The sequence below is a fragment of the Peptoniphilus duerdenii ATCC BAA-1640 genome, assembly GCF_000146345.1.
GTDB classification, from domain to species: domain Bacteria; phylum Bacillota; class Clostridia; order Tissierellales; family Peptoniphilaceae; genus Peptoniphilus_B; species Peptoniphilus_B duerdenii.
In genome coordinates, this window is record NZ_GL397071.1 from 1,586,045 (window position 1) to 1,604,131 (window position 18,087).

Annotated in this window: 19 protein-coding genes; 3 read left to right on the forward strand and 16 right to left on the reverse strand. The window is 30.5% G+C overall.

The annotated features are described in order from the left end of the window. Nucleotides 1-105 precede the first annotated feature (105 nt). From rho to HMPREF9225_RS07150, 8 genes are read right to left on the reverse strand one after another with little or no spacing between them, the layout of a single operon-like run. Complete coding sequence (gene rho / locus HMPREF9225_RS07115; RefSeq protein ID WP_008902268.1) at nt 106-1,770, reverse strand: transcription termination factor Rho; 1,665 nt, start codon at nt 1,768-1,770, stop codon at nt 106-108. Continuing rightward, nucleotides 1,770-2,738: a class II fructose-bisphosphatase gene (gene glpX / locus HMPREF9225_RS07120; protein WP_008902269.1), complete on the reverse strand. Its 969-nt coding sequence runs from the start codon at nt 2,736-2,738 to the stop codon at nt 1,770-1,772. The genes rho and glpX overlap by 1 nt, the downstream gene beginning before the upstream one ends. Continuing rightward, nucleotides 2,738-3,391: a fructose-6-phosphate aldolase gene (gene fsa, locus HMPREF9225_RS07125; protein WP_008902270.1), complete on the reverse strand. Its 654-nt coding sequence runs from the start codon at nt 3,389-3,391 to the stop codon at nt 2,738-2,740. The genes glpX and fsa overlap by 1 nt, the downstream gene beginning before the upstream one ends. Continuing rightward, complete coding sequence (ispF, locus tag HMPREF9225_RS07130; protein ID WP_008902271.1) at nt 3,388-3,876, reverse strand: 2-C-methyl-D-erythritol 2,4-cyclodiphosphate synthase; 489 nt, start codon at nt 3,874-3,876, stop codon at nt 3,388-3,390. Before ispF ends, fsa begins: the two co-directional genes overlap by 4 nt. 13 nt (nt 3,877-3,889) lie before the next feature. Beyond that, nucleotides 3,890-4,591, reverse strand: a complete 702-nt coding sequence (gene ispD, locus HMPREF9225_RS07135) for a 2-C-methyl-D-erythritol 4-phosphate cytidylyltransferase (protein ID WP_008902272.1) — start codon at nt 4,589-4,591, stop codon at nt 3,890-3,892. 1 nt (nt 4,592) lies between these two features. Then, nucleotides 4,593-6,011, reverse strand: coding sequence for a peptidoglycan D,D-transpeptidase FtsI family protein (locus HMPREF9225_RS07140; RefSeq protein WP_008902273.1), 1,419 nt, complete (start codon nt 6,009-6,011; stop codon nt 4,593-4,595). 6 nt (nt 6,012-6,017) lie between these two features. Beyond that, complete coding sequence (locus HMPREF9225_RS07145) at nt 6,018-7,271, reverse strand: FtsW/RodA/SpoVE family cell cycle protein (RefSeq protein ID WP_008902274.1); 1,254 nt, start codon at nt 7,269-7,271, stop codon at nt 6,018-6,020. A gap of 3 nt (nt 7,272-7,274) precedes the next feature. Continuing rightward, entirely contained in the window at nt 7,275-7,712 is a 438-nt protein-coding gene (locus HMPREF9225_RS07150; protein ID WP_008902275.1) for an FHA domain-containing protein, read from the reverse strand. Nucleotides 7,713-7,863: 151 nt separating this feature from the next. Between HMPREF9225_RS07150 and HMPREF9225_RS07155 the strand changes: the two genes are divergently transcribed. After that, nucleotides 7,864-8,463, forward strand: coding sequence for a regulatory protein RecX (locus tag HMPREF9225_RS07155; RefSeq protein ID WP_008902276.1), 600 nt, complete (start codon nt 7,864-7,866; stop codon nt 8,461-8,463). Next, entirely contained in the window at nt 8,456-8,719 is a 264-nt protein-coding gene (locus HMPREF9225_RS07160; protein WP_008902277.1) for a GIY-YIG nuclease family protein, read from the forward strand. The genes HMPREF9225_RS07155 and HMPREF9225_RS07160 overlap by 8 nt, the downstream gene beginning before the upstream one ends. Nucleotides 8,720-8,755: 36 nt before the next feature. Here the strand turns inward: HMPREF9225_RS07160 and HMPREF9225_RS07165 are convergent, their stop codons facing one another. From HMPREF9225_RS07165 to HMPREF9225_RS07180, 4 genes are read right to left on the reverse strand one after another with little or no spacing between them, the layout of a single operon-like run. Further along, nucleotides 8,756-9,067: a cytochrome c biosynthesis protein gene (locus tag HMPREF9225_RS07165; protein WP_008902278.1), complete on the reverse strand. Its 312-nt coding sequence runs from the start codon at nt 9,065-9,067 to the stop codon at nt 8,756-8,758. Then, a complete protein-coding gene (locus HMPREF9225_RS07170) occupies nt 9,048-10,463 on the reverse strand; it encodes a hypothetical protein (RefSeq protein ID WP_040551426.1) in 1,416 nt (471 codons plus the stop codon). Before HMPREF9225_RS07170 ends, HMPREF9225_RS07165 begins: the two co-directional genes overlap by 20 nt. Continuing rightward, nucleotides 10,464-11,870, reverse strand: a complete 1,407-nt coding sequence (locus HMPREF9225_RS07175; RefSeq protein ID WP_008902280.1) for a sensor histidine kinase — start codon at nt 11,868-11,870, stop codon at nt 10,464-10,466. Beyond that, on the reverse strand, nt 11,857-12,552 hold the full coding sequence (locus HMPREF9225_RS07180; RefSeq protein ID WP_008902281.1) for a response regulator transcription factor: 696 nt from the start codon (nt 12,550-12,552) through the stop codon (nt 11,857-11,859). Before HMPREF9225_RS07180 ends, HMPREF9225_RS07175 begins: the two co-directional genes overlap by 14 nt. 265 nt (nt 12,553-12,817) lie before the next feature. On the opposite strand from HMPREF9225_RS07180, the gene HMPREF9225_RS07185 reads away from it, so the two are divergent. Beyond that, nucleotides 12,818-14,212 (forward strand): MATE family efflux transporter, encoded by a 1,395-nt coding sequence (locus HMPREF9225_RS07185; protein WP_008902282.1) that lies wholly within the window; start codon nt 12,818-12,820, stop codon nt 14,210-14,212. An 84-nt stretch (nt 14,213-14,296) separates the two neighbouring features. On the opposite strand, the gene guaB is transcribed toward HMPREF9225_RS07185, so the two are convergent. Genes guaB through HMPREF9225_RS09845 form a run of 4 tightly spaced genes read right to left on the reverse strand, consistent with a single transcriptional unit; the run spans nt 14,297 to nt 18,070 of the window. Beyond that, nucleotides 14,297-15,748 (reverse strand): IMP dehydrogenase, encoded by a 1,452-nt coding sequence (gene guaB, locus HMPREF9225_RS07190; protein WP_008902283.1) that lies wholly within the window; start codon nt 15,746-15,748, stop codon nt 14,297-14,299. 9 nt (nt 15,749-15,757) lie between these two features. Continuing rightward, on the reverse strand, nt 15,758-16,723 hold the full coding sequence (locus tag HMPREF9225_RS07195; protein WP_169304155.1) for a CdaR family protein: 966 nt from the start codon (nt 16,721-16,723) through the stop codon (nt 15,758-15,760). Further along, a complete protein-coding gene (cdaA, locus tag HMPREF9225_RS07200; protein WP_008902285.1) occupies nt 16,701-17,543 on the reverse strand; it encodes a diadenylate cyclase CdaA in 843 nt (280 codons plus the stop codon). The genes HMPREF9225_RS07195 and cdaA overlap by 23 nt, the downstream gene beginning before the upstream one ends. A 2-nt stretch (nt 17,544-17,545) precedes the next feature. Continuing rightward, on the reverse strand, nt 17,546-18,070 hold the full coding sequence (locus HMPREF9225_RS09845; protein ID WP_008902286.1) for a DUF5317 domain-containing protein: 525 nt from the start codon (nt 18,068-18,070) through the stop codon (nt 17,546-17,548). Between the last annotated feature and the right edge of the window lie 17 nt (nt 18,071-18,087).

Here is an 18,087-nt window from a genome sequence, read left to right on the forward strand (position 1 = left end):
GGAGGACTTAGTTTCGTAAAATTATTATTTAGCGAAGTTATATTTAAAATTAAACAATATTCTCTTCTAACAAATTTAAATAAAATATCTAAAAAAGACCTTCTATTATGGAAGGTCTAAGTTTATTTTTGATGTATTTATAAATTCTTTATTCGTTTTATATTTTTCTAAACTAGATAACATAAACTCTGTTACTTTTAATTTGTCATCATCTGAGGTAGCTCTTCTAATATAATTAGAAAATTCATATTCCTCTTTACTTAGTAGCAGCTCTTCTTTTCTAGTTCCTGATTTAAAGATATCTATGGCTGGGAATATTCTTTTTTCTGAAAGCTTTCTATTTAGATGCACTTCCATATTTCCAGTTCCTTTAAACTCTTCAAATATAATGTCATCCATTCTAGAACCTGTATCTACTAAAGCAGTTGCAAGTATCGTAAGAGATCCACCTTCTTCGATATTTCTAGCTGCTCCAAAGAACTTTTTAGGAGCATGTAGAGATAGTGGATCAAGTCCACCTGTTAAAGTCTTGCCACTTGGAGGTGTGACTAAATTGTATGCTCTTGCAAGTCTTGTAAGTGAATCTAATAGTATTACTACATCCCTTTTATTTTCAACAAGTCTCTTTGCTCTTTCAATGACCATTTCTGCGACCTTGGTATGATTCTTTGACATTTCATCAAATGTAGAAAATACAACTTCTCCATTTACCGATCTCTTCATATCAGTTACTTCCTCTGGTCTTTCATCAATTAATAAAACTATAAGATGTGTATCTGGATAGTTCTTTTCTATTGATTTAGCTATTTTCTTTAAAAGTGTTGTCTTACCACTCTTAGGTGGAGAAACTATAAGCCCCCTCTGCCCCTTTCCAAGTGGAGATACGATATCTATAAGTCTCATAGCTGTTTCTGTTGTTGTAGTTTCTAGTTTTAACCTTTCATTTGGATATATTGGTGTCAAATTATCAAAGTTAGGTCTTCTTGTGGCTGTTTGAGGAGGTAGGTCATTGACTTCATTTATATATATGAGAGCATTGAAATTTTCACCTTCTTTTGACGGCTTTACAACTCCTTGTACCTTGTCTCCTGTTCTTAATCTAAATCTTCTTATCTGTGAATGGCCTACATATACATCTCCATCTCCGGAAAGATAGTTTTTCATTCTTAAAAAGCCATAACCATCTGGAAGTATTTCTAAAAATCCCGTCACATAATTAATTTCATCCATTTTTTCAATTATTTTTTCTGCATTATTGGATAGATTTGTTGTATCAATTTTTGAAATATTTGAAGAGTTTTCTGATTTTATTTCTTCTTCGTTTGAAAAATCATCTTCACTTTCGTATTTATAGATATATTCCACAAGCTGATCTTTAGTAAGACTGTTTGGATTATCTAATCCGTATTCGATTGCCAAGGTTTTTAGATTGTCTATTGAAAGATTTTTTATGTCTAGATTATCATTGTTTTCATTATTTAAATTGAAGTTGTCTTGGGTAGATAAGATTTTTAAAATAAGGTCGCTTTTATTATATTTATAAGGGCTTTCAATATTGAAGAATTTTGCAATTTCTTTAATTGAAGTTAGATTTAAACTTTCTAAGTCTTCTTTTGAATAAGTCTTTGTTTTTACATTACCGGTTTCTATATACTCTATGTAGTCATTTTTATTAAATAAAAAATCATTAGCAAGGCCCATAGACCTTGCTATATTTTTTAAATCATCTAGTGATTTGCTATATAGTAAACCATTATTTTTGTTTACCATTATTTCGCATACTCCGGCTTCTTATTTAAATCATGGATACTTTTAATAAATCTAACTGTACCGCTTGGAAGTCTTAATACTAGTGTTTCGGTGGTAGCCTTGTTTCCTTTTAAATACTTAACTCCTTCTAAAAGTTCCCCAAAACTTACACCTGTTGCAGAAAATATTACATCATTTCCTTTAACTAGATCATCAATCTTATAGATTTTATTTAAATCTGAATGAAGTTCTTTGCATCTTTTCATTTGATGTTCATCTGTAGGAAGTAATCTTCCTTGGAAATCTCCATCTAAACACTTTAATGCTGCTGCTGCTATAACTCCTTCTGGAGCTCCGCCGATACCCATTACCATATCTACGCCTGAGCTTTCAAAACATGTTTCTATAGCAGTAAGTATATCTCCATCAGTAACCATCTTTATTCTGGCTCCTGTAGCTCTTATTTCTTCTACAAGTTTGTCATGTCTTTCTCTTTTTAAGACTGAAACTGTTATATCTTCAACTTTTTTTCCAAGAGCTTTAGCTACTCTATTTATATTGTTTTCTACTGAGTCTGTTAAATCGATGCATCCCTTTGCTCCAGGACCGCAAGCAATCTTGTCCATATAAACGTCGGGTGCATTAAGTAAACATCCTTTAGGTGCAGCTGCTAGTACTGAGATTGCATTATTCATACCATTTGCAATTGAGGTTGTACCATCTAGTGGATCAACTGCAATATCAACTTCATCTGCATTAGGTTTTTTGGTACCGATCTTTTCTCCAATATATAGCATTGGAGCTTCGTCAATTTCTCCTTCACCTATTACTACTTCTCCATTGATATCTACTGTATCAAATAATCTTCTCATTGCATCAACGGCAGCGCCGTCAGCTTCGTTCTTTTTTCCTTGTCCTAAAAATGATCCAGCAGATAAAGCAGCAGCTTCTGTTGCCCTTGCAAGATTTAGTGCTAAATTTCTGTTCATTATATCTCCTTTGTTTTTACATCTTTAAAGTCTTCTAAAAATTTTATAAGACCACTATCTGTTAGTGGGTGCTTAACCATTTGTTTCATAACTTTTGTTGGAACAGTAGCAATATCTGCTCCAGCAAGCATAGAATCTACTATATGAGTAGTATTTCGAATACTAGCTGCAATTATTTTAGTTTCTATATTATAATTTCTAAAAATTGTTGAAATTTCTTCTATTAAAGCCTTTGATGACACTCCTATATCATCAAGCCTTCCTAAAAAAGGACTTACATATGTTGCTCCAGCCCTTGCTGCTAAAATAGCTTGTGATGCTGAAAAAACAAGTGTTACATTTGTCTTTATGTTCTCTTTTGAAAGTATGCTTGTAGCTTTTAAACCTTCTTCAGTCATAGGGATTTTTATTATAACATTTTCTTTTATTTTGGAAAGTATTCTCCCCTCTTTTACCATGCCATCTGCATCAGTAGATACTACTTCTGCAGAAACTGGTCCATCTACAATCTTAGATATTTCGTCTATAACCTCTTCAAATACCCTTCCCTCTTTTGCAATTAGCGAAGGATTTGTAGTAACTCCTTCAATAACTCCCCAGGAATTAATTTCTTTAATTTCTTCGATATTTGCTGTATCTAAAAAGAATTTCACGCTTGATCCACCACCTTTTCTCCTAGTAATACTACCGCTTTAGCCGCTATTCCTTCACCGGTTCCTGTGAATCCTAAGCCTTCAGTAGTAGTGGCTTTTATAGAAATATTGCCTAGTGAAGTTTCTAGAGTATCCGCTATTTTTTTTCTCATTTCATCTCTATATGGGCTGAACTTAGGCTCATCTGCGATAATTACAGAATCAATATTTACAATATAAAAACCCTTGGTATTTATTATATCACTTACTTCTTTAAGTAAAACCAATGAACTAATATCTTTATATTTTGGGTCAGTATCAGGAAATATATATCCAATGTCGTTATAGCAAATTGCACCAAGCATTGCATCCATAATAGCATGTACTAATACATCCGCATCAGAATGACCAAGAAGCCCCTTTTTATGTGGAATTTCTACTCCACCCATTATGAGTTTTCTTCCTTCTACCAATCTGTGGACATCGTATCCTATGCCTATTCTCATAAATCCTCCTTTATTAAATATCTGTACTATTTATTAAAACTTCAGCTATTAGTAAATCTTCTGGTGTAGTTATCTTTATATTTTTATAGCTTCCCATCAAAATTTTAACCTTGCCACCATTTTTTTCAACAAAACTTGCATCGTCAGTGCCTGTGAAGTCTTCTTCCATAAGCCTATTATAAGCTGATACTATAATATCTTTTAAAAATACTTGAGGCGTTTGAATTTGAAATAATTCACTTCTAACAGGTGTAAAATCTACATTCATATTTGATTTTGAAACTTTGATTGTATCTTTTACAGGTACACCTACCACAAGTGATCCTGTTTCATTTACCTTTTCAATTGAAAGATCTATCAGCTCTGTATCTATAAATGGTCTAGCCCCATCATGTGTTAATACGATTTTAGTTTCTTCTGGTAAGTTTTTAAGTGCATTGAAGATTGAATCTGGCCTTGTTGAACCACCATAAACAATTTTGAACTTCTTATTTAGCTTTAATTTCGACAAAACTTCTCCAAGATAGCTGATGTCAGTTTCTTTAATAACTACAATTATATAATCTACGTATTTTGATTTATCAAATTTTCTTAAAGTGTGTTCCAGAACAGGAGTGTTATCTATGGTTAAAAACTGTTTATTCAGTTTCCTTTTCATTCTTGTTCCCATTCCAGCCGCTGCTATAATGGCAGTTACATAATTATCTAAATACATTTTAAATTCCTAAGTCTATGGAGTATTTCATGATATCTCCTGCTATTGGTGCTGCTATACTACCGCCGTAGTCATTTACATCTTCTAATACTACTGCTATGGCTATCTTAGGATCCTTAGCAGGTGCAAATCCGACAAACCAAGCGAAGTTTTCTTGTCCTTCTTGAGATTTTTGAGCTGTACCAGTCTTACCTGCAATGCCATATCCCCTTCTATAAGCATTTCTACCTGAACCTGATCCTACTACTGCTAGCATATAGTCTTTGATTTCAGCAGCTATTTCAGGAGTCAGAGCTTCACTTAATACCTCAGGTTCCTTTTTTAAAACTATTTCTCCCTTAGGACTTATAACAGATCCTACTAAATTCGGTTGCATCAATTTACCATCATTGGCTATCGCTGAAGCTACCATGCACATCTCAAGTGGAGTGGCAGAAACTGTTCCATGTCCTATACCTGAAGAAGCTAATTCCGTTTTAGAAATATCATTATACTTAAATAATGAACCATGATATGGTAGGTCAAATTTAAAATTCTGGTTAAACATAAATCTATCTGCAGTCTTGCCTAGAGCTTCTGCTCCAAGATCAGTGGTCTTTTTAACAAAATAGGTATTTACAGAATTAACGAATGCAGATTTTAAATCAAGTTTTCCATAAGTTTTTTCTAGAGCATTCTTAAATACTCTACCATCTATTTCCTGGCTACCTTCATCAATATAGTTTTGGTCTATATGATTTTCTAATATAGAAGCCGCTGTTATTATTTTAAATGTAGATCCAGGTGGATATTTAGTCCAAATAGCTCTATTATAAAGAGCACCCTTATTTTGTTCTGATAGCGCCTTATTATCTTTTGCAATTGATTCAGAGTTAAAGTCAGGTAGAGAAACCATAGCAAGTATATCTCCTGTTTTTGGATCCATAGCTACGATTGCTCCTGCGGCTCCAGTTTTGCTCAGAATTTCTCTAGAATAGTTTTGTATATTTGTATTTGTGGTTAGGTAGACATTGTTTCCTTTATCTAGCTCTACTTTTTTATTGTAAACTGACTTCAAAACCTTAATTGATCTAGGTACTTCTAATCCAAGCAAATAATTATCATAGCTTTTTTCAATGCCAGCTTTACCCATAACTTTGTCTGAATAGCCAATAATATGAGAATATGAAATTGGATAATTGTACTTTCTTATAGCTTTTGCTTTATCCCCTTCTGAATAAGCAAGAATATTGCCTTCTCTATCTAAGATAGATCCTCTCTCAATATTTTGTTCTATAATTGTTTCTCTTCTGTTCGCTGGATTGTCAATTATATTTTGTCCAACAAAAACAGTAAAATAACTTAGGTACAAAATAAGTGAAAGATATAAAACTATTACAGAAACAAGTACAACGAGTATTCTTTTATTATCTTTAAACATACTACCTCACTCATATTTATACGACATATCTTCGCTTGCAACCTGAAGTATTGCCAGACAAATAAAACTACTAAGCATAGAAGAACCTCCGTATGATATAAACGGAAGTGTTATACCAGTCATAGGAATGAATTTTACAACTCCACCTATGTTTAAAAATGCCTGAATAGCAAATAAAGTGCTGACACATATTGCTAGTATTCTATAAAATAGATACTCTTGACTAAGCGCAATTTTATAACCTCTATATGCAAGAAGCATGAACATCATAATAATTCCTATTCCAATAAATATTCCCATCTCTTCACAAATAAATGGAAATATTGAATCCGATTCTCTAACTGGAACGAGACTTGGAAACCCTCTTCCTATTCCCTTTCCAAAGAATCCACCTTCAGCAATTGCAAAAAGTGACTGTACAATCTGTGCACCATATCTATATGGATCATTCCATGGATTGACCCAAATTGATACTCTAACCTTTACGTGGTCAAATTGTGTGTATCCAAGTACAGATCCAAGTACAATTAAAATGAAATTTATTAGCAATATTTTTCTATCATTTTCATAAATATATACTGTTACTAAATATAGTGAAAGAAAAATTACAGACATACCTAAATCTCTTTCGATAAATAATATGCCTATAAAGAAATAAGTTATAAAAAGTAGATTATAAGCAGGCTTGTTTTTGTTTACAATGTCCATTTTATATCTATATTTTGTAAAATAAGAAGCTAATAAAAACATCATCAAAATCTTTGCAAACTCTGATGGTTGTACAGAAAATGAACCAATTCTAATCCAGTTGTAAGATCCATATTGTCTTCCCGTTTTAAAAACTACTGCAAAAATCAAAGTAGAAACTAAAAGAATAAAAATTCCTAATGCATAAAGCCTTGAATAATCCTCTAGTTTTCTAAATGCTCTTAACGCAAAATAGCAAACATAAAAAGAAAGAAGACCCAATAGAATCCAAACTAATTGCAAAAATCCCAAATGAGGACTTATTCTATAGATAGTTATGAGCCCAAGCGATAGAAGCATGGAAACTATCATAAATATATAGTTGTCCCCTTTTGAAATTCTTCCAAGTAGAAAATTAGATATATATATAATTAGGATTAATCCTACAAATAAAATAGTGATATATATATCTATGTGATTATTGTTGTAAAAAAACAATAAAATAAATGCTAAAAGTTCAAATAATAATAGAAGATCTCTAGGTCGTCTAAGTCTAGTAAAAAAGCTTAACATCCACTACCCCCTATTATCAACGAATATAAATTGAATTAAACCTACACCTATGGTATCGCCATTTCTAAGCTCAATAATATCTTCTATTTTATTTCCATTTAAAAATGTACCATTTGCTGAGTTTAAATCCTCAATAAAATAAGAACCTTCATCTTCAAAAATTTGTAGATGAACCTTGCTTACAAAATTATCTTTAATAGGAATTGTGCATCTGTTAGATCTTCCCATAGTAATTTTTTTGTCTAGAACATAGTATTCTTGCATTTTAAAACTAAGAGAATCAAGTCTATTTACAACCTTTAGGTAACAGGAGTCTATACTCGCTCCTACCTCGCTCATAGATTTAATATCTAAATACATAAGTCTAATAATACTTATTATAAAAATATAAATAATCACAATAAAAACATACTTAAGTACTTGTGAGACTATTTCAAACATATTTCACCTCATTATTACTTACTTTATAATAACATAAAATCATTATTTTTTACATAGAAAGATATAGAATTACTGTAAAAATCAACTTTTTCCTCTTATTAAATCGATTGAGAATAAAATTATCATATGATACAATCGAAATGAGGTAAATATGAATATTTTAAAAATTAGCTTTGATAAAAACACAAAGAAATACATAGTAGAGACTGATAAGGATACTTTCTACGTATATGAATCAACTTTCGTAAAATTTAATTTATATGTTGGTAAGGAAATAAACGAAGAAATCTGCGAAAAATTTAGCTATTATGATAAATTTCACGAAGCCAAAACAATATCTTTTAAGTTTCTAAAAAATTTAAAGACTGAATTTGAACTTCGAATGAAGTTAAAAAATTCATATATAGATGATGAAATAATAGATGAAACTATTAAATATATATATAGTTTAGACTTACTAGATGATAAGGACTATGCTTATAGTTATGCTCAGGATAAGAGTAAATTTAACAGATGGGGCAAGAATAAAATTAAATATAAGTTAAAAGAAAAAGGAGTTCCTGATAAATATATAGATTCAGCCTTAGAAACAATTTCAGATGACAATGAACTAAAAAATATTAGAAAAGATAAAGAAGCTAAAGAAAGATCTCTTAAACCGGATGCTAAGAATAGAAAGGCTAAAATAATGAACTTTTTATACAGGCGTGGGTACAGTATAAGTTTAATTAATAAGGTTATCGATGAATAATTATTATGTTTATATATTAAAATGTAGGGATAATACCCTTTATACTGGTATAACTACGGACTTAGAGCAGAGACTTACTAAGCACAATCAAGGCACAGGCGCAAAATATACTAGAGGTAGGACTCCTGTAGAGCTAGTTTACTATGAGAATGGATATACAAAATCAGAAGCTTTGAAAAGAGAAATAGCTATTAAAAAATTAACTAGAACAAAAAAAGAAAAATTAATAAATAGTTTTAATAACACAAAAAATTAAAAGAAGGTAGGTTTATAAAACTTACCTTCTTATTTTTTAATTGCTTACTATTCCAATAATTAGAGCAAATAATATGCTGACTAACCCTGCAGCAACACATGTTATAAATATAAAAATGTTGTTCAAACTAACAGGATCAAACAGATTGTCTATTACTGAAAAAATCGAGAATAAGCCTACAAATATGAGTACAATTCCTGGTAGGTACTTAACAAATTTAAGCTTTCTAGCTACAAAATTAAGCACTAGAGTCACAAAAACCGCAACTCCTATAATGACCAATGCAACACCCATGTACTCAGTATTGCCTGGAAAAATTTCTGTTATTTTACTTAATAATTTCCCCATTTGTTCCTCCCAATGTACTAATAAACTTCTGCCATGTATTAGTATAATCTCCTGTACTCCATTCAGTCATAATGGCTACTGGGTTCTTTATATCATCTTTATAAATCTCTTTCTTATCTATCTTTCCTCTATCTAGATTATAAACCATTATCCTATTATTTTCCAAGGTTATAATAAATTTATTATTAGGAGTTGTAAAAGCATCTGTTACAGCAGGAAGTGTCTTTCTAATATTGATTATAGGTATGGACAAACTTTCATATTTAACAATCTTTTTAGGGACAAGTACATTTATATCGAAGTCAGTATACTTATCGTAGTCAACGTATTGCGCCCTGCCAAAGAATTTCCAAAAACCTCTATTTCTTCTAAGCCCAAAATTAAAATCATCTATTATAACATTCTTGTCAGTAGAAATTTTGGATTTTGCACTTTCAGAAAATATTTTATCTCCATCTTCAAATAAGTCTTCAAGAGAAAGACTCTTATCGGCGTCTTCTCTACCTAATGACCTAAAATTTAAACTAATAAGCTCACCTTTTTGTGATTTTATATCCATTCCATAATAATCTGAACTTAGATAGTTTATTTCTTTCTTAGTTCCAGTGGCTTCATCTTTTGTAAGAGTCTTTTCAGAAACCATAGTTTTGCCTACTACATAATCACCATGATCCGTAGAATGCACTCCTACTTCTACAAATTCATTGTCTTTTGGACAGATAAGTTTATCTAACTTTTGAACTTCTTGTAGATTATTGCCTTCAAACTTGAAAAAATATGTTGCGTAGGAAACCTTGTTATTTTCATTAAATTTCAGTCCTAAAAGAAATCCATTTAACGAATCCTTTTTGGAACCATCCATATAAACAAGTCCACTATCTACATTTCTAAGAACCATTTCTTCAAAATCTTTTCCATCTATATCGTCTTTGACTTTAGATAATTTAATAAATGAAGAACCCATTCCATTCATAACAACATATGTGTTTTCAGGACTTTCTTTAATTATCTCGCAAAAGAAATCACCACTACTATACACATCTATTACTTCCAACATATCACTTTTAATTTCTAATTTTTCTTTGTTAGTGTTGTATTTATTAAGTAAGTAATTGAGTGCATTTACATTCTTAACTTTAAAGTTAGGATTTTGGATATAGTACTCCCCAATAAGTGCGCCGTTTGTACTAAATCCAACTTCTTTTCCTATGAAATCTTTTAAACCAAATGAATCTACAATATCTTTATTGTCAACGATTATTTTCGAAATAGTATATTGACCACTAAGTGGCGTGTTTGAAATTGTAGGTTTTTCAATTTCTGTAAACTCTTCTTTAATTATCGTGCAGCCTGTGAGCATGAAGATACATGTTATTATTAATAATATTCTTTTCAATTATGCTATTCCTTCTGTAACTATTGGTATCTTAACCTTAACCACAGTCCCAATATTTTCTTCTGAAAAAATATCTAAGGAACCGCCGTGAAGTTTTGCTATTTCTTCTGATATAGATAGTCCTAAGCCAGAATGACTTTTAGAATGTCTACCTTTATAAAACTTTTCTTTTACTAAGTTAATTTCATCTTTACTAATTCCAACGCCATTATCAGATACAATTATGACGAAATTTTCGTCCTCAACTTCTGTTTTTATCTTAACCCATCCCTTTTCAGATGTGAATTTAATTGCGTTGTCAAGGAGATTAATTAGTATTTGCTTAATTCTGTTTTCATCTCCTACAGTTATAACTATGTCAGGATAAATTTCAGTTATAAACTCTAGTCCATTTAGATTAGCACGAAGTTTCATCTGTTTTGCAACAGAAATAACTGTGGAGGTAATATTAAATGTATCCTTATCAAGAGTAATCCTTCCAGAGATGAAACGAGAAAAATCTAGTAAATCTTCTACCATTTTAGAAAGTCTATCAGATTCTTTTTCTATAATAGAAAGACCATCCTCCATAAGTTCTTCATTCTCCAATGAATCTTTTAAAACTACTGCCCACCCTTTAATGGATGTAAGTGGAGTTCTAAGTTCATGAGAAATAGAAGATATAAAATCATTTTTAATTTTATCTTTATTCACTATTTCGTCAGCAAGCGCGTTCAAAGCATCAGCGAGTGACTCTATTTCATCTCCAGTTTTAATATTTGCCCGTGATTTATATTGACCATCGATGTACAGAGAAGCTATCGTAGTTAACTCTCTAATCGGTTTTACAATAGTGTCTGCTATATAAGTAGCTGCAGTAATTGCAATAATCATAACAATTGCAGAAAATGCAAATATTGCTATTGCAGTATTAATAATTACGCTATTTTGAGATTTCAAACTTGATAAGAATCTCATATACCCAATAGTTTCGTTATTCGAATTTTCTATTTTACTAGTTACAGCAATGACAAACTCATTTCTTATATTATTCTTTCCTATCCAAGTTCCATAATTCTTTGTGTTTGCATCCCTAATATCAGAAGTATTTATTGGATTTTTATCTGTAACTCCTATGTTATCCATAAGAATTACTCCATCTTTATTTAAGATTTGAATTTCTGATGGTACATCTAGAAATAATAAATCAATTTCATCTGAAACAAGAGATTCTAAAGATCTATCAGCGTAGTTTTTATAATAATAGTCCATTGATATTTCAAGTCTATTTACTAGCTGACTTTCAACTGCCTTGTAGTAGAATTCCTTTATACCAAGTATTAAAAATATATCAGTTACAAGAACAACTAGAAGCGTAAGAATAGTAAAATTATTTCTTAACCTATTACTTATACTATTTTTCATCATTCCATCTGTATCCTAATCCCCATACAGTTTCAATATATTTTGGGTCTGCTGAATCTCCTTCAATTTTAGATCTAAGCCTTCTTATATTTACATCAACGATTTTAGAATCACCAATAAACTCTTCTCCCCAAACTTTATTTAAAAGCTCTTCCCTAGTTATAGCTCTTCCTTTATTTTCCAGGAATGTCTTCATAATTAAAAATTCTGTTGGAGTTAAATCCAATTCTTTCCCAGCTTTGTAAAACTTTCTAGAATATGTATCCATCTTGAAAATATCCGATTCTATAATATTTTTCTTGTCTTCTTCATCTTCTGGAATAACTCTTCTTTCTAAAGATTTAATTCTAAGAGTAAGTTCTGTTGGATTAAAAGGCTTAGTCATATAGTCGTCTGTTCCATATTGTAGACCCATTATTTTATCATAATCTTCTGCTTTAGCTGTAAGCATTATAATTCCTAAGTCCTTATATTTCTTTCGTAATGTTTCACAAACTTTAAATCCGTCAATTCCAGGTAACATTACATCCAAGACAACTATTTTTATATCTTCTGAATCAGCAATTTCTATGCCTTCTTCCCCTGTTCCAGCTTCGTAAACATCGTATCCTTCTCTTTCTAGATTTATTTTAATAAATTTTCTTATAGCATCTTCGTCTTCAACAAGAAGTATTTTTGTTTTCATTTAATCCTCCAAGTAATCTCATAATTTTAAAATTTAAGAGAAACAGTATCTATTTTATTGGCTAAACTTCAGTATTTAACAAATATATATTACTTTAATATTATCACAAAATAAGGATGTTGTACACTTTGTACACTATGGCAATTTTATAAGTTTTTGCTTATTAGTAAATAATAATTTTTAAAATTCTATTAAAATATATCGAATATTTGTTAGCCACATTATATTATGTTAAAATATTACTTATCGAATAAAGGAAGGTTTTATGAGCAATAATATAAATTTAACAACAAGAGCCGATATAAGAAATCGAATTTGGCAACTTTCTTACCCTGCAATGGTTTCTATGTTACTTCAAACAGTTTATGATTTAGTTGATATGGCTTGGGTTGGACAGATATCAAAACAGGCAATTGCAGCCGTTACTATATTTTCAACAATATTTTGGCTTTTTTTATTTTTTAATGAACTTATCGGTGCTAGTTCAGTATCTATGATTTCTCAAAATTATGGAAAAGGCGACAAAGAAATGACAAGACTTGTTTCAGAGCAAACTATGTCTTTCAAAGTTTTTATGGGATTTATTTCAGGTGTTTTACTGTACTTTACCATTAATCCACTATTAAATTTCTATTTAAAAAATCCATCCACAGTTAAATTAGCTATGGATTATGGATATATAAGAATATTTTTTCTTCCCGCAATGTATGCATCTTATTCTGTAAACACAATATTTAGATGCCAGGGAGATCCAAAAACTCCGATGAAAATTATGATTTTTTCCACAATTTTAAATATTATATTAGATCCAATTCTTATGTTTGAAACTATTCCATTTACAAACATCCCTGGATTTAATATGGGAGTTAAAGGTGCAGGAGTGGCTACAGTCATTTCTGTGATGTTTTCATTAATATATGGATTATCTATTTTATTATCAGGAAAAAATGAAATATACGTCTCATTAAAAGGATTGTTTAAATTAAACTGGAACATAGACTTAGACTTACTTAAGATTGGTCTTCCAAACGCGCTTAAACAGTTTGCAGGCGGTCTATTTATGGCAATAATGGTAAAATTTGTTTCCCATTACGGCGACTCTGTAATTACTGCTGTTGGAATAATTGCAAAGCTACAAACATTTATATATATGCCAGTAAATGGACTGATGATGGGAGGAAGTATCGTCGTTGGTCATTTCTTAGGAAGAAGAGAAATAGAAAATGCTGAGATTTCAGCATCAATAGCTTCTAGGATAAATTTTTTAATTATGGCATTTTTCTCAATACTATTTGCAATTTTCCCTCAATATCTTTTTAGTATTTTTAATAAAGACCCTGAAATAATTCAAATGGGAAAAGAATTAGTACCTATCGTAACCCTTACCATACCTCTAACAGGATATGCATTCGGACAATCCATAGTGTTTATGGGTTCAGGCTATACTAAACCTTACTTGGTAGGTTCGCTGGTCTCTCAATGGCTACTACAGCTTCCATTCGTTGCCATATGTGTATATGTACTAAAACTATCATATAGATCCATTGCATTTTCATTTCCTCTTGCAGATATAGTATATTTTGTAATTATACTAATATTCTTTAAGTCTGGAAAATGGAAAACTATGGATGTTACTAAAAAAATAAATAGTAATATGTAGTTTATAAAATAAATAATTTTCATATAAAACAAAAAATATTAGACAAAAAAAAGAAACCTTCTAAAAGGCTTCTTTTTTGTTTTATTATTTACTTATATAGTTTGGTGATTCTCTAGTTATTGTTATATTGTGTGGATGGTTTTCAATAAGGGTTGCAGGAGTTATCTTCATAAATTTAGAATTATTCATTAATTCTTCTATATTTCTTGAACCTGTGTAGCCCATTCCTGATCTCAAGCCACCCATAAGTTGGTAGACAACATCTCCAACAGAACCTTTGAATGGTACTCTACCTTCTACTCCTTCAGGTACTAATTTCTTTGTATCATTTTGGAAATATCTGTCTGAAGAGCCAGCTTTCATAGCGCCTATTGAACCCATACCTCTGTAAGTTTTATATCTTCTACCTTCAACAAATATTTCTTCTCCAGGTGATTCATCAGTACCAGCAAATAGTGATCCTATCATTATTACGTTTGCTCCAGCAGCTATAGCTTTAGCAACATCTCCTGAATACTTAATACCACCATCTCCTATAATTGGTTTTCCGAATTCTCTTGCGGCTTTTGCAGCTTCAAGAATTGCTGTTATTTGTGGAACACCAACACCAGATACTACTCTAGTTGTACATATTGATCCAGGTCCAATACCAACTTTGACACAGTCCGCTCCAGCTTTGAAAAGATTTTTTGTTCCTACATAGGTTGCAACATTTCCAGCTATAAGTTGTACATTTGGATAATGATGTTTTATATTTCTTATAGCATCTAGTACTCCTTTGGATTCTCCATGAGCAGTATCAACGGTAATAACATCTACCTTTGATTTAACAAGAGCATCTACTCTGTCTAGTATATCTTTAGTTATACCTACAGCAGCTCCAACTAATAATCTTCCTGATGCGTCTCTTGCAGAATCAGGATAATCTTTCATTTTTTCAATATCTTTTATGGTAATAAGTCCCTTTAGATAGTTACCATCGTCTACTAATGGAAGTTTTTCTATTTTATGACTCTTTAATATTTTAAGTGCATCGTCTAAGCTTATATTTTCAGGTGCAGTTATTAGATTTTCAGATGTCATAACTTCACAAATTGGTCTTTCATAATTAGTTTCAAATCTGATATCCCTATTAGTGATTATTCCTTCTAAATGTCCTTTTTCATTTACAATAGGAACACCAGAAATTTTATAATTAGACATTATATCAAGGGCATCTTTGATTTTATGATCTTTAGTCAAAAAGAAAGGATCAGTAATAACTCCATGTTCAGATCTTTTTACTCTGTCTACTTCTTTTGCTTGTTCTGCTATAGGCATATTTTTGTGAATTATACCTATACCTCCAACTCTTGCCATTGCTATAGCCATAGCTGATTCTGTTACTGTATCCATACCAGCACTCATTAGTGGTATGTTAAGCTTAATATCATTTGTTAAGTAAGTTGTAAGATCAGCCTCGTGTGGCAAAATTTCTGAATATGATGGCATCAAAAGAATATCATCAAATGTTAGTCCGTCTCCTATAAATTCCATATTACCTCCTTAATTATTTGTATTTTCATCAGATGTCAATTTAATTATAAAATTATTTGAAGCATCTACTAAGCTAACGCCTTCTGGAAGATCTAACTGCACATGTATTGGTCCCTTTTCCAAATCTTTTATATTAAATGGAACTGTCGGTATTTCTTTAACTTTGTTGATAACCGCACTATTGCCTTTAATTAAAACGGCGTTAGGATCAACAATCATGTGACTTTGATTTACTATATTTGAATATCCAAAAGGTCTCATTTTAATTGGAACAGTTTCTGTTTTTAAAACAGGAACTCCCACCTCAATTTTTTCAGGATTAAGTGTAACTCCAGATAATTCATCATGATTCTTATCTAGAACTTTAACTTTTTCAGTAAGAATAGTAGTTTCTGAAATTCCTGAAATATTAACTGTACATACTAATTTATCAATGGTATCTACTAATGATTTGGCGCCTGTTACTTCTATTTCAGTTTCAGGTGACATCTTACCAAGAACATAATCTTTAGCAAGACTACCAACCGTATTAATAGATACCTTCATATTTTTACTTATTTTTTCATCAATTTTAAAAATAGCTGAATCTGGTTCAAACCTTTCTGCTCTAATTCCTTTATCTAGTACATTTATAAATATCGGTATTTTCTGTTCACCGGATGTAGCATTTTTAAAATCAACATAGGCTACAATTGCCTCTTTTCTGATATTTCTCATATCAGATGTTTTTCCTTTTAAAGTAACATTAACTGTAAGCTCACCTGGAGACATAAGTACGAGATTATTATCCTTTAGAGAAAGAACATTATCATACCTAACAGGTATCCCCTTTATAGTTTCTATTGTCTCTGGATCCACTTCATTTCTTACATATGAAAAAAGTAAAAGCGCAAATATTATTGAAAATAATTTCATAGTAGTATTTTGACCCAATATATTCTTAAACATATCTTTATTCATTTTCAATATCTTCACCCTTTCCCTTTGATCTAGCAAAAAATTTAGTAAACACTGTATCATCCATTGAATTAGAATACAGAGATGTAAGGATATTTTCAAGAGTTTCTATATCTAAGTATCTGCTTATTTCACCATTTTCAGCGATAGAGATACTTCCATTCTCTTCAGAAACTATAAGAGATAAAGCGTCAGATCTTTCCGTAACACCTATACCAGCTCTATGCCTTGTTCCAAGTTCTTTCGCGATACTATTTGAATCAGATAGTGGTAAAAAACATGCTGCCGCCTTAATTCTATCACCTTTAATTATAACCGCTCCATCGTGAAGAGGTGTATTTGGAATAAATATATTTATTAATAGAGAACTACTTATATAGCTATCTAATCTAGTACCTGTATCAGCTATATCATCTAATCCTGTTTTTCGTTCAAATATTATTAAAGCTCCAATTTTTTGTCTAGACAGAGAAGCCACAGCATCTACTATTTCTGTTACTTGAGAAGGAACTTTATTTTCTTTATTTAATAAAGCATTTTTAATTGAGCTAGTTCTACCTAAAAACTCTAATCCCCTTCTAAGCTCTGGTTGAAATACAATTAAAATTGCAATAAAACCAAAATTCATTATATTAGAAAAGATCCATTTTATAGTATAAAGCCTTAATAAGTCAGAAATTTTTGTAAGTATTAAAATTACCAAAATTCCTTTGAAAAGCTGTTCTGCTCTTGTTCCTTTAATAATCTTTATAACATAATAAAACATGATTGCTACTAAGGCAACATCCACAATGTCTTTAAACCTTATTAGCTCGAAAAATTTTAGTATAAAGTCCACTTTTAATTCTCCTTAGTCGACAAAATATATATAAATATTCCAATTGAAATCAATATATCACCTATGCTTATTAATCTAGGATAAATGTAAGGCATTGGAATAGGAATAATATCAGATAAAAATTTAAGTTTAGCATTATCTATAAAACCATGACTTAAAATTTTTCCATTTTTTATCATTTCATATTTATCATAATCCATTACTAGATGTGCAAAATTTTCTGAAACAGGCATTTTTCTATTTAAAAAAATTACCAATGAATTAAGTAGTGTTCCTAGTCCACAAATACATAGACTCTTCCCATTTGAAAAGAAAAATATTGATAACAATAATAAAAATATCGAATCAATCAAGTAATAGTTATTAGCTAAAATTTCAATACTTAAAAAATTTTTAACTAATAATTTTGCGGTAACAATTATAAATAAAAAATATACTTTTTTTAAATTGAAATTATTAATGAATTTAAAATTTTTATCTTTAAAATATCTAATAATTAAACCCACAAGAGTTAATTCTATTATCATAATTACCTCTTATAATA

What these genes read in the sequence shown, in the direction of transcription:
- rho (WP_008902268.1), bottom strand. Translation starts at nt 1,770, where the DNA reads ATGGTAAACAAAAATAATGGTTTACTATATAGCAAATCACTAGATGAT.
- glpX (WP_008902269.1), bottom strand. Translation starts at nt 2,738, where the DNA reads ATGAACAGAAATTTAGCACTAAATCTTGCAAGGGCAACAGAAGCTGCT.
- ispF (WP_008902271.1), bottom strand. Translation starts at nt 3,876, where the DNA reads ATGAGAATAGGCATAGGATACGATGTCCACAGATTGGTAGAAGGAAGA.
- ispD (WP_008902272.1), bottom strand. Translation starts at nt 4,591, where the DNA reads ATGTATTTAGATAATTATGTAACTGCCATTATAGCAGCGGCTGGAATG.
- HMPREF9225_RS07140 (WP_008902273.1), bottom strand. Translation starts at nt 6,011, where the DNA reads ATGTTTAAAGATAATAAAAGAATACTCGTTGTACTTGTTTCTGTAATA.
- HMPREF9225_RS07145 (WP_008902274.1), bottom strand. Translation starts at nt 7,271, where the DNA reads ATGTTAAGCTTTTTTACTAGACTTAGACGACCTAGAGATCTTCTATTA.
- HMPREF9225_RS07150 (WP_008902275.1), bottom strand. Translation starts at nt 7,712, where the DNA reads ATGTTTGAAATAGTCTCACAAGTACTTAAGTATGTTTTTATTGTGATT.
- HMPREF9225_RS07155 (WP_008902276.1), top strand. Translation starts at nt 7,864, where the DNA reads ATGAATATTTTAAAAATTAGCTTTGATAAAAACACAAAGAAATACATA.
- HMPREF9225_RS07160 (WP_008902277.1), top strand. Translation starts at nt 8,456, where the DNA reads ATGAATAATTATTATGTTTATATATTAAAATGTAGGGATAATACCCTT.
- HMPREF9225_RS07165 (WP_008902278.1), bottom strand. Translation starts at nt 9,067, where the DNA reads ATGGGGAAATTATTAAGTAAAATAACAGAAATTTTTCCAGGCAATACT.
- HMPREF9225_RS07175 (WP_008902280.1), bottom strand. Translation starts at nt 11,870, where the DNA reads ATGATGAAAAATAGTATAAGTAATAGGTTAAGAAATAATTTTACTATT.
- HMPREF9225_RS07180 (WP_008902281.1), bottom strand. Translation starts at nt 12,552, where the DNA reads ATGAAAACAAAAATACTTCTTGTTGAAGACGAAGATGCTATAAGAAAA.
- HMPREF9225_RS07185 (WP_008902282.1), top strand. Translation starts at nt 12,818, where the DNA reads ATGAGCAATAATATAAATTTAACAACAAGAGCCGATATAAGAAATCGA.
- guaB (WP_008902283.1), bottom strand. Translation starts at nt 15,748, where the DNA reads ATGGAATTTATAGGAGACGGACTAACATTTGATGATATTCTTTTGATG.
- HMPREF9225_RS09845 (WP_008902286.1), bottom strand. Translation starts at nt 18,070, where the DNA reads ATGATAATAGAATTAACTCTTGTGGGTTTAATTATTAGATATTTTAAA.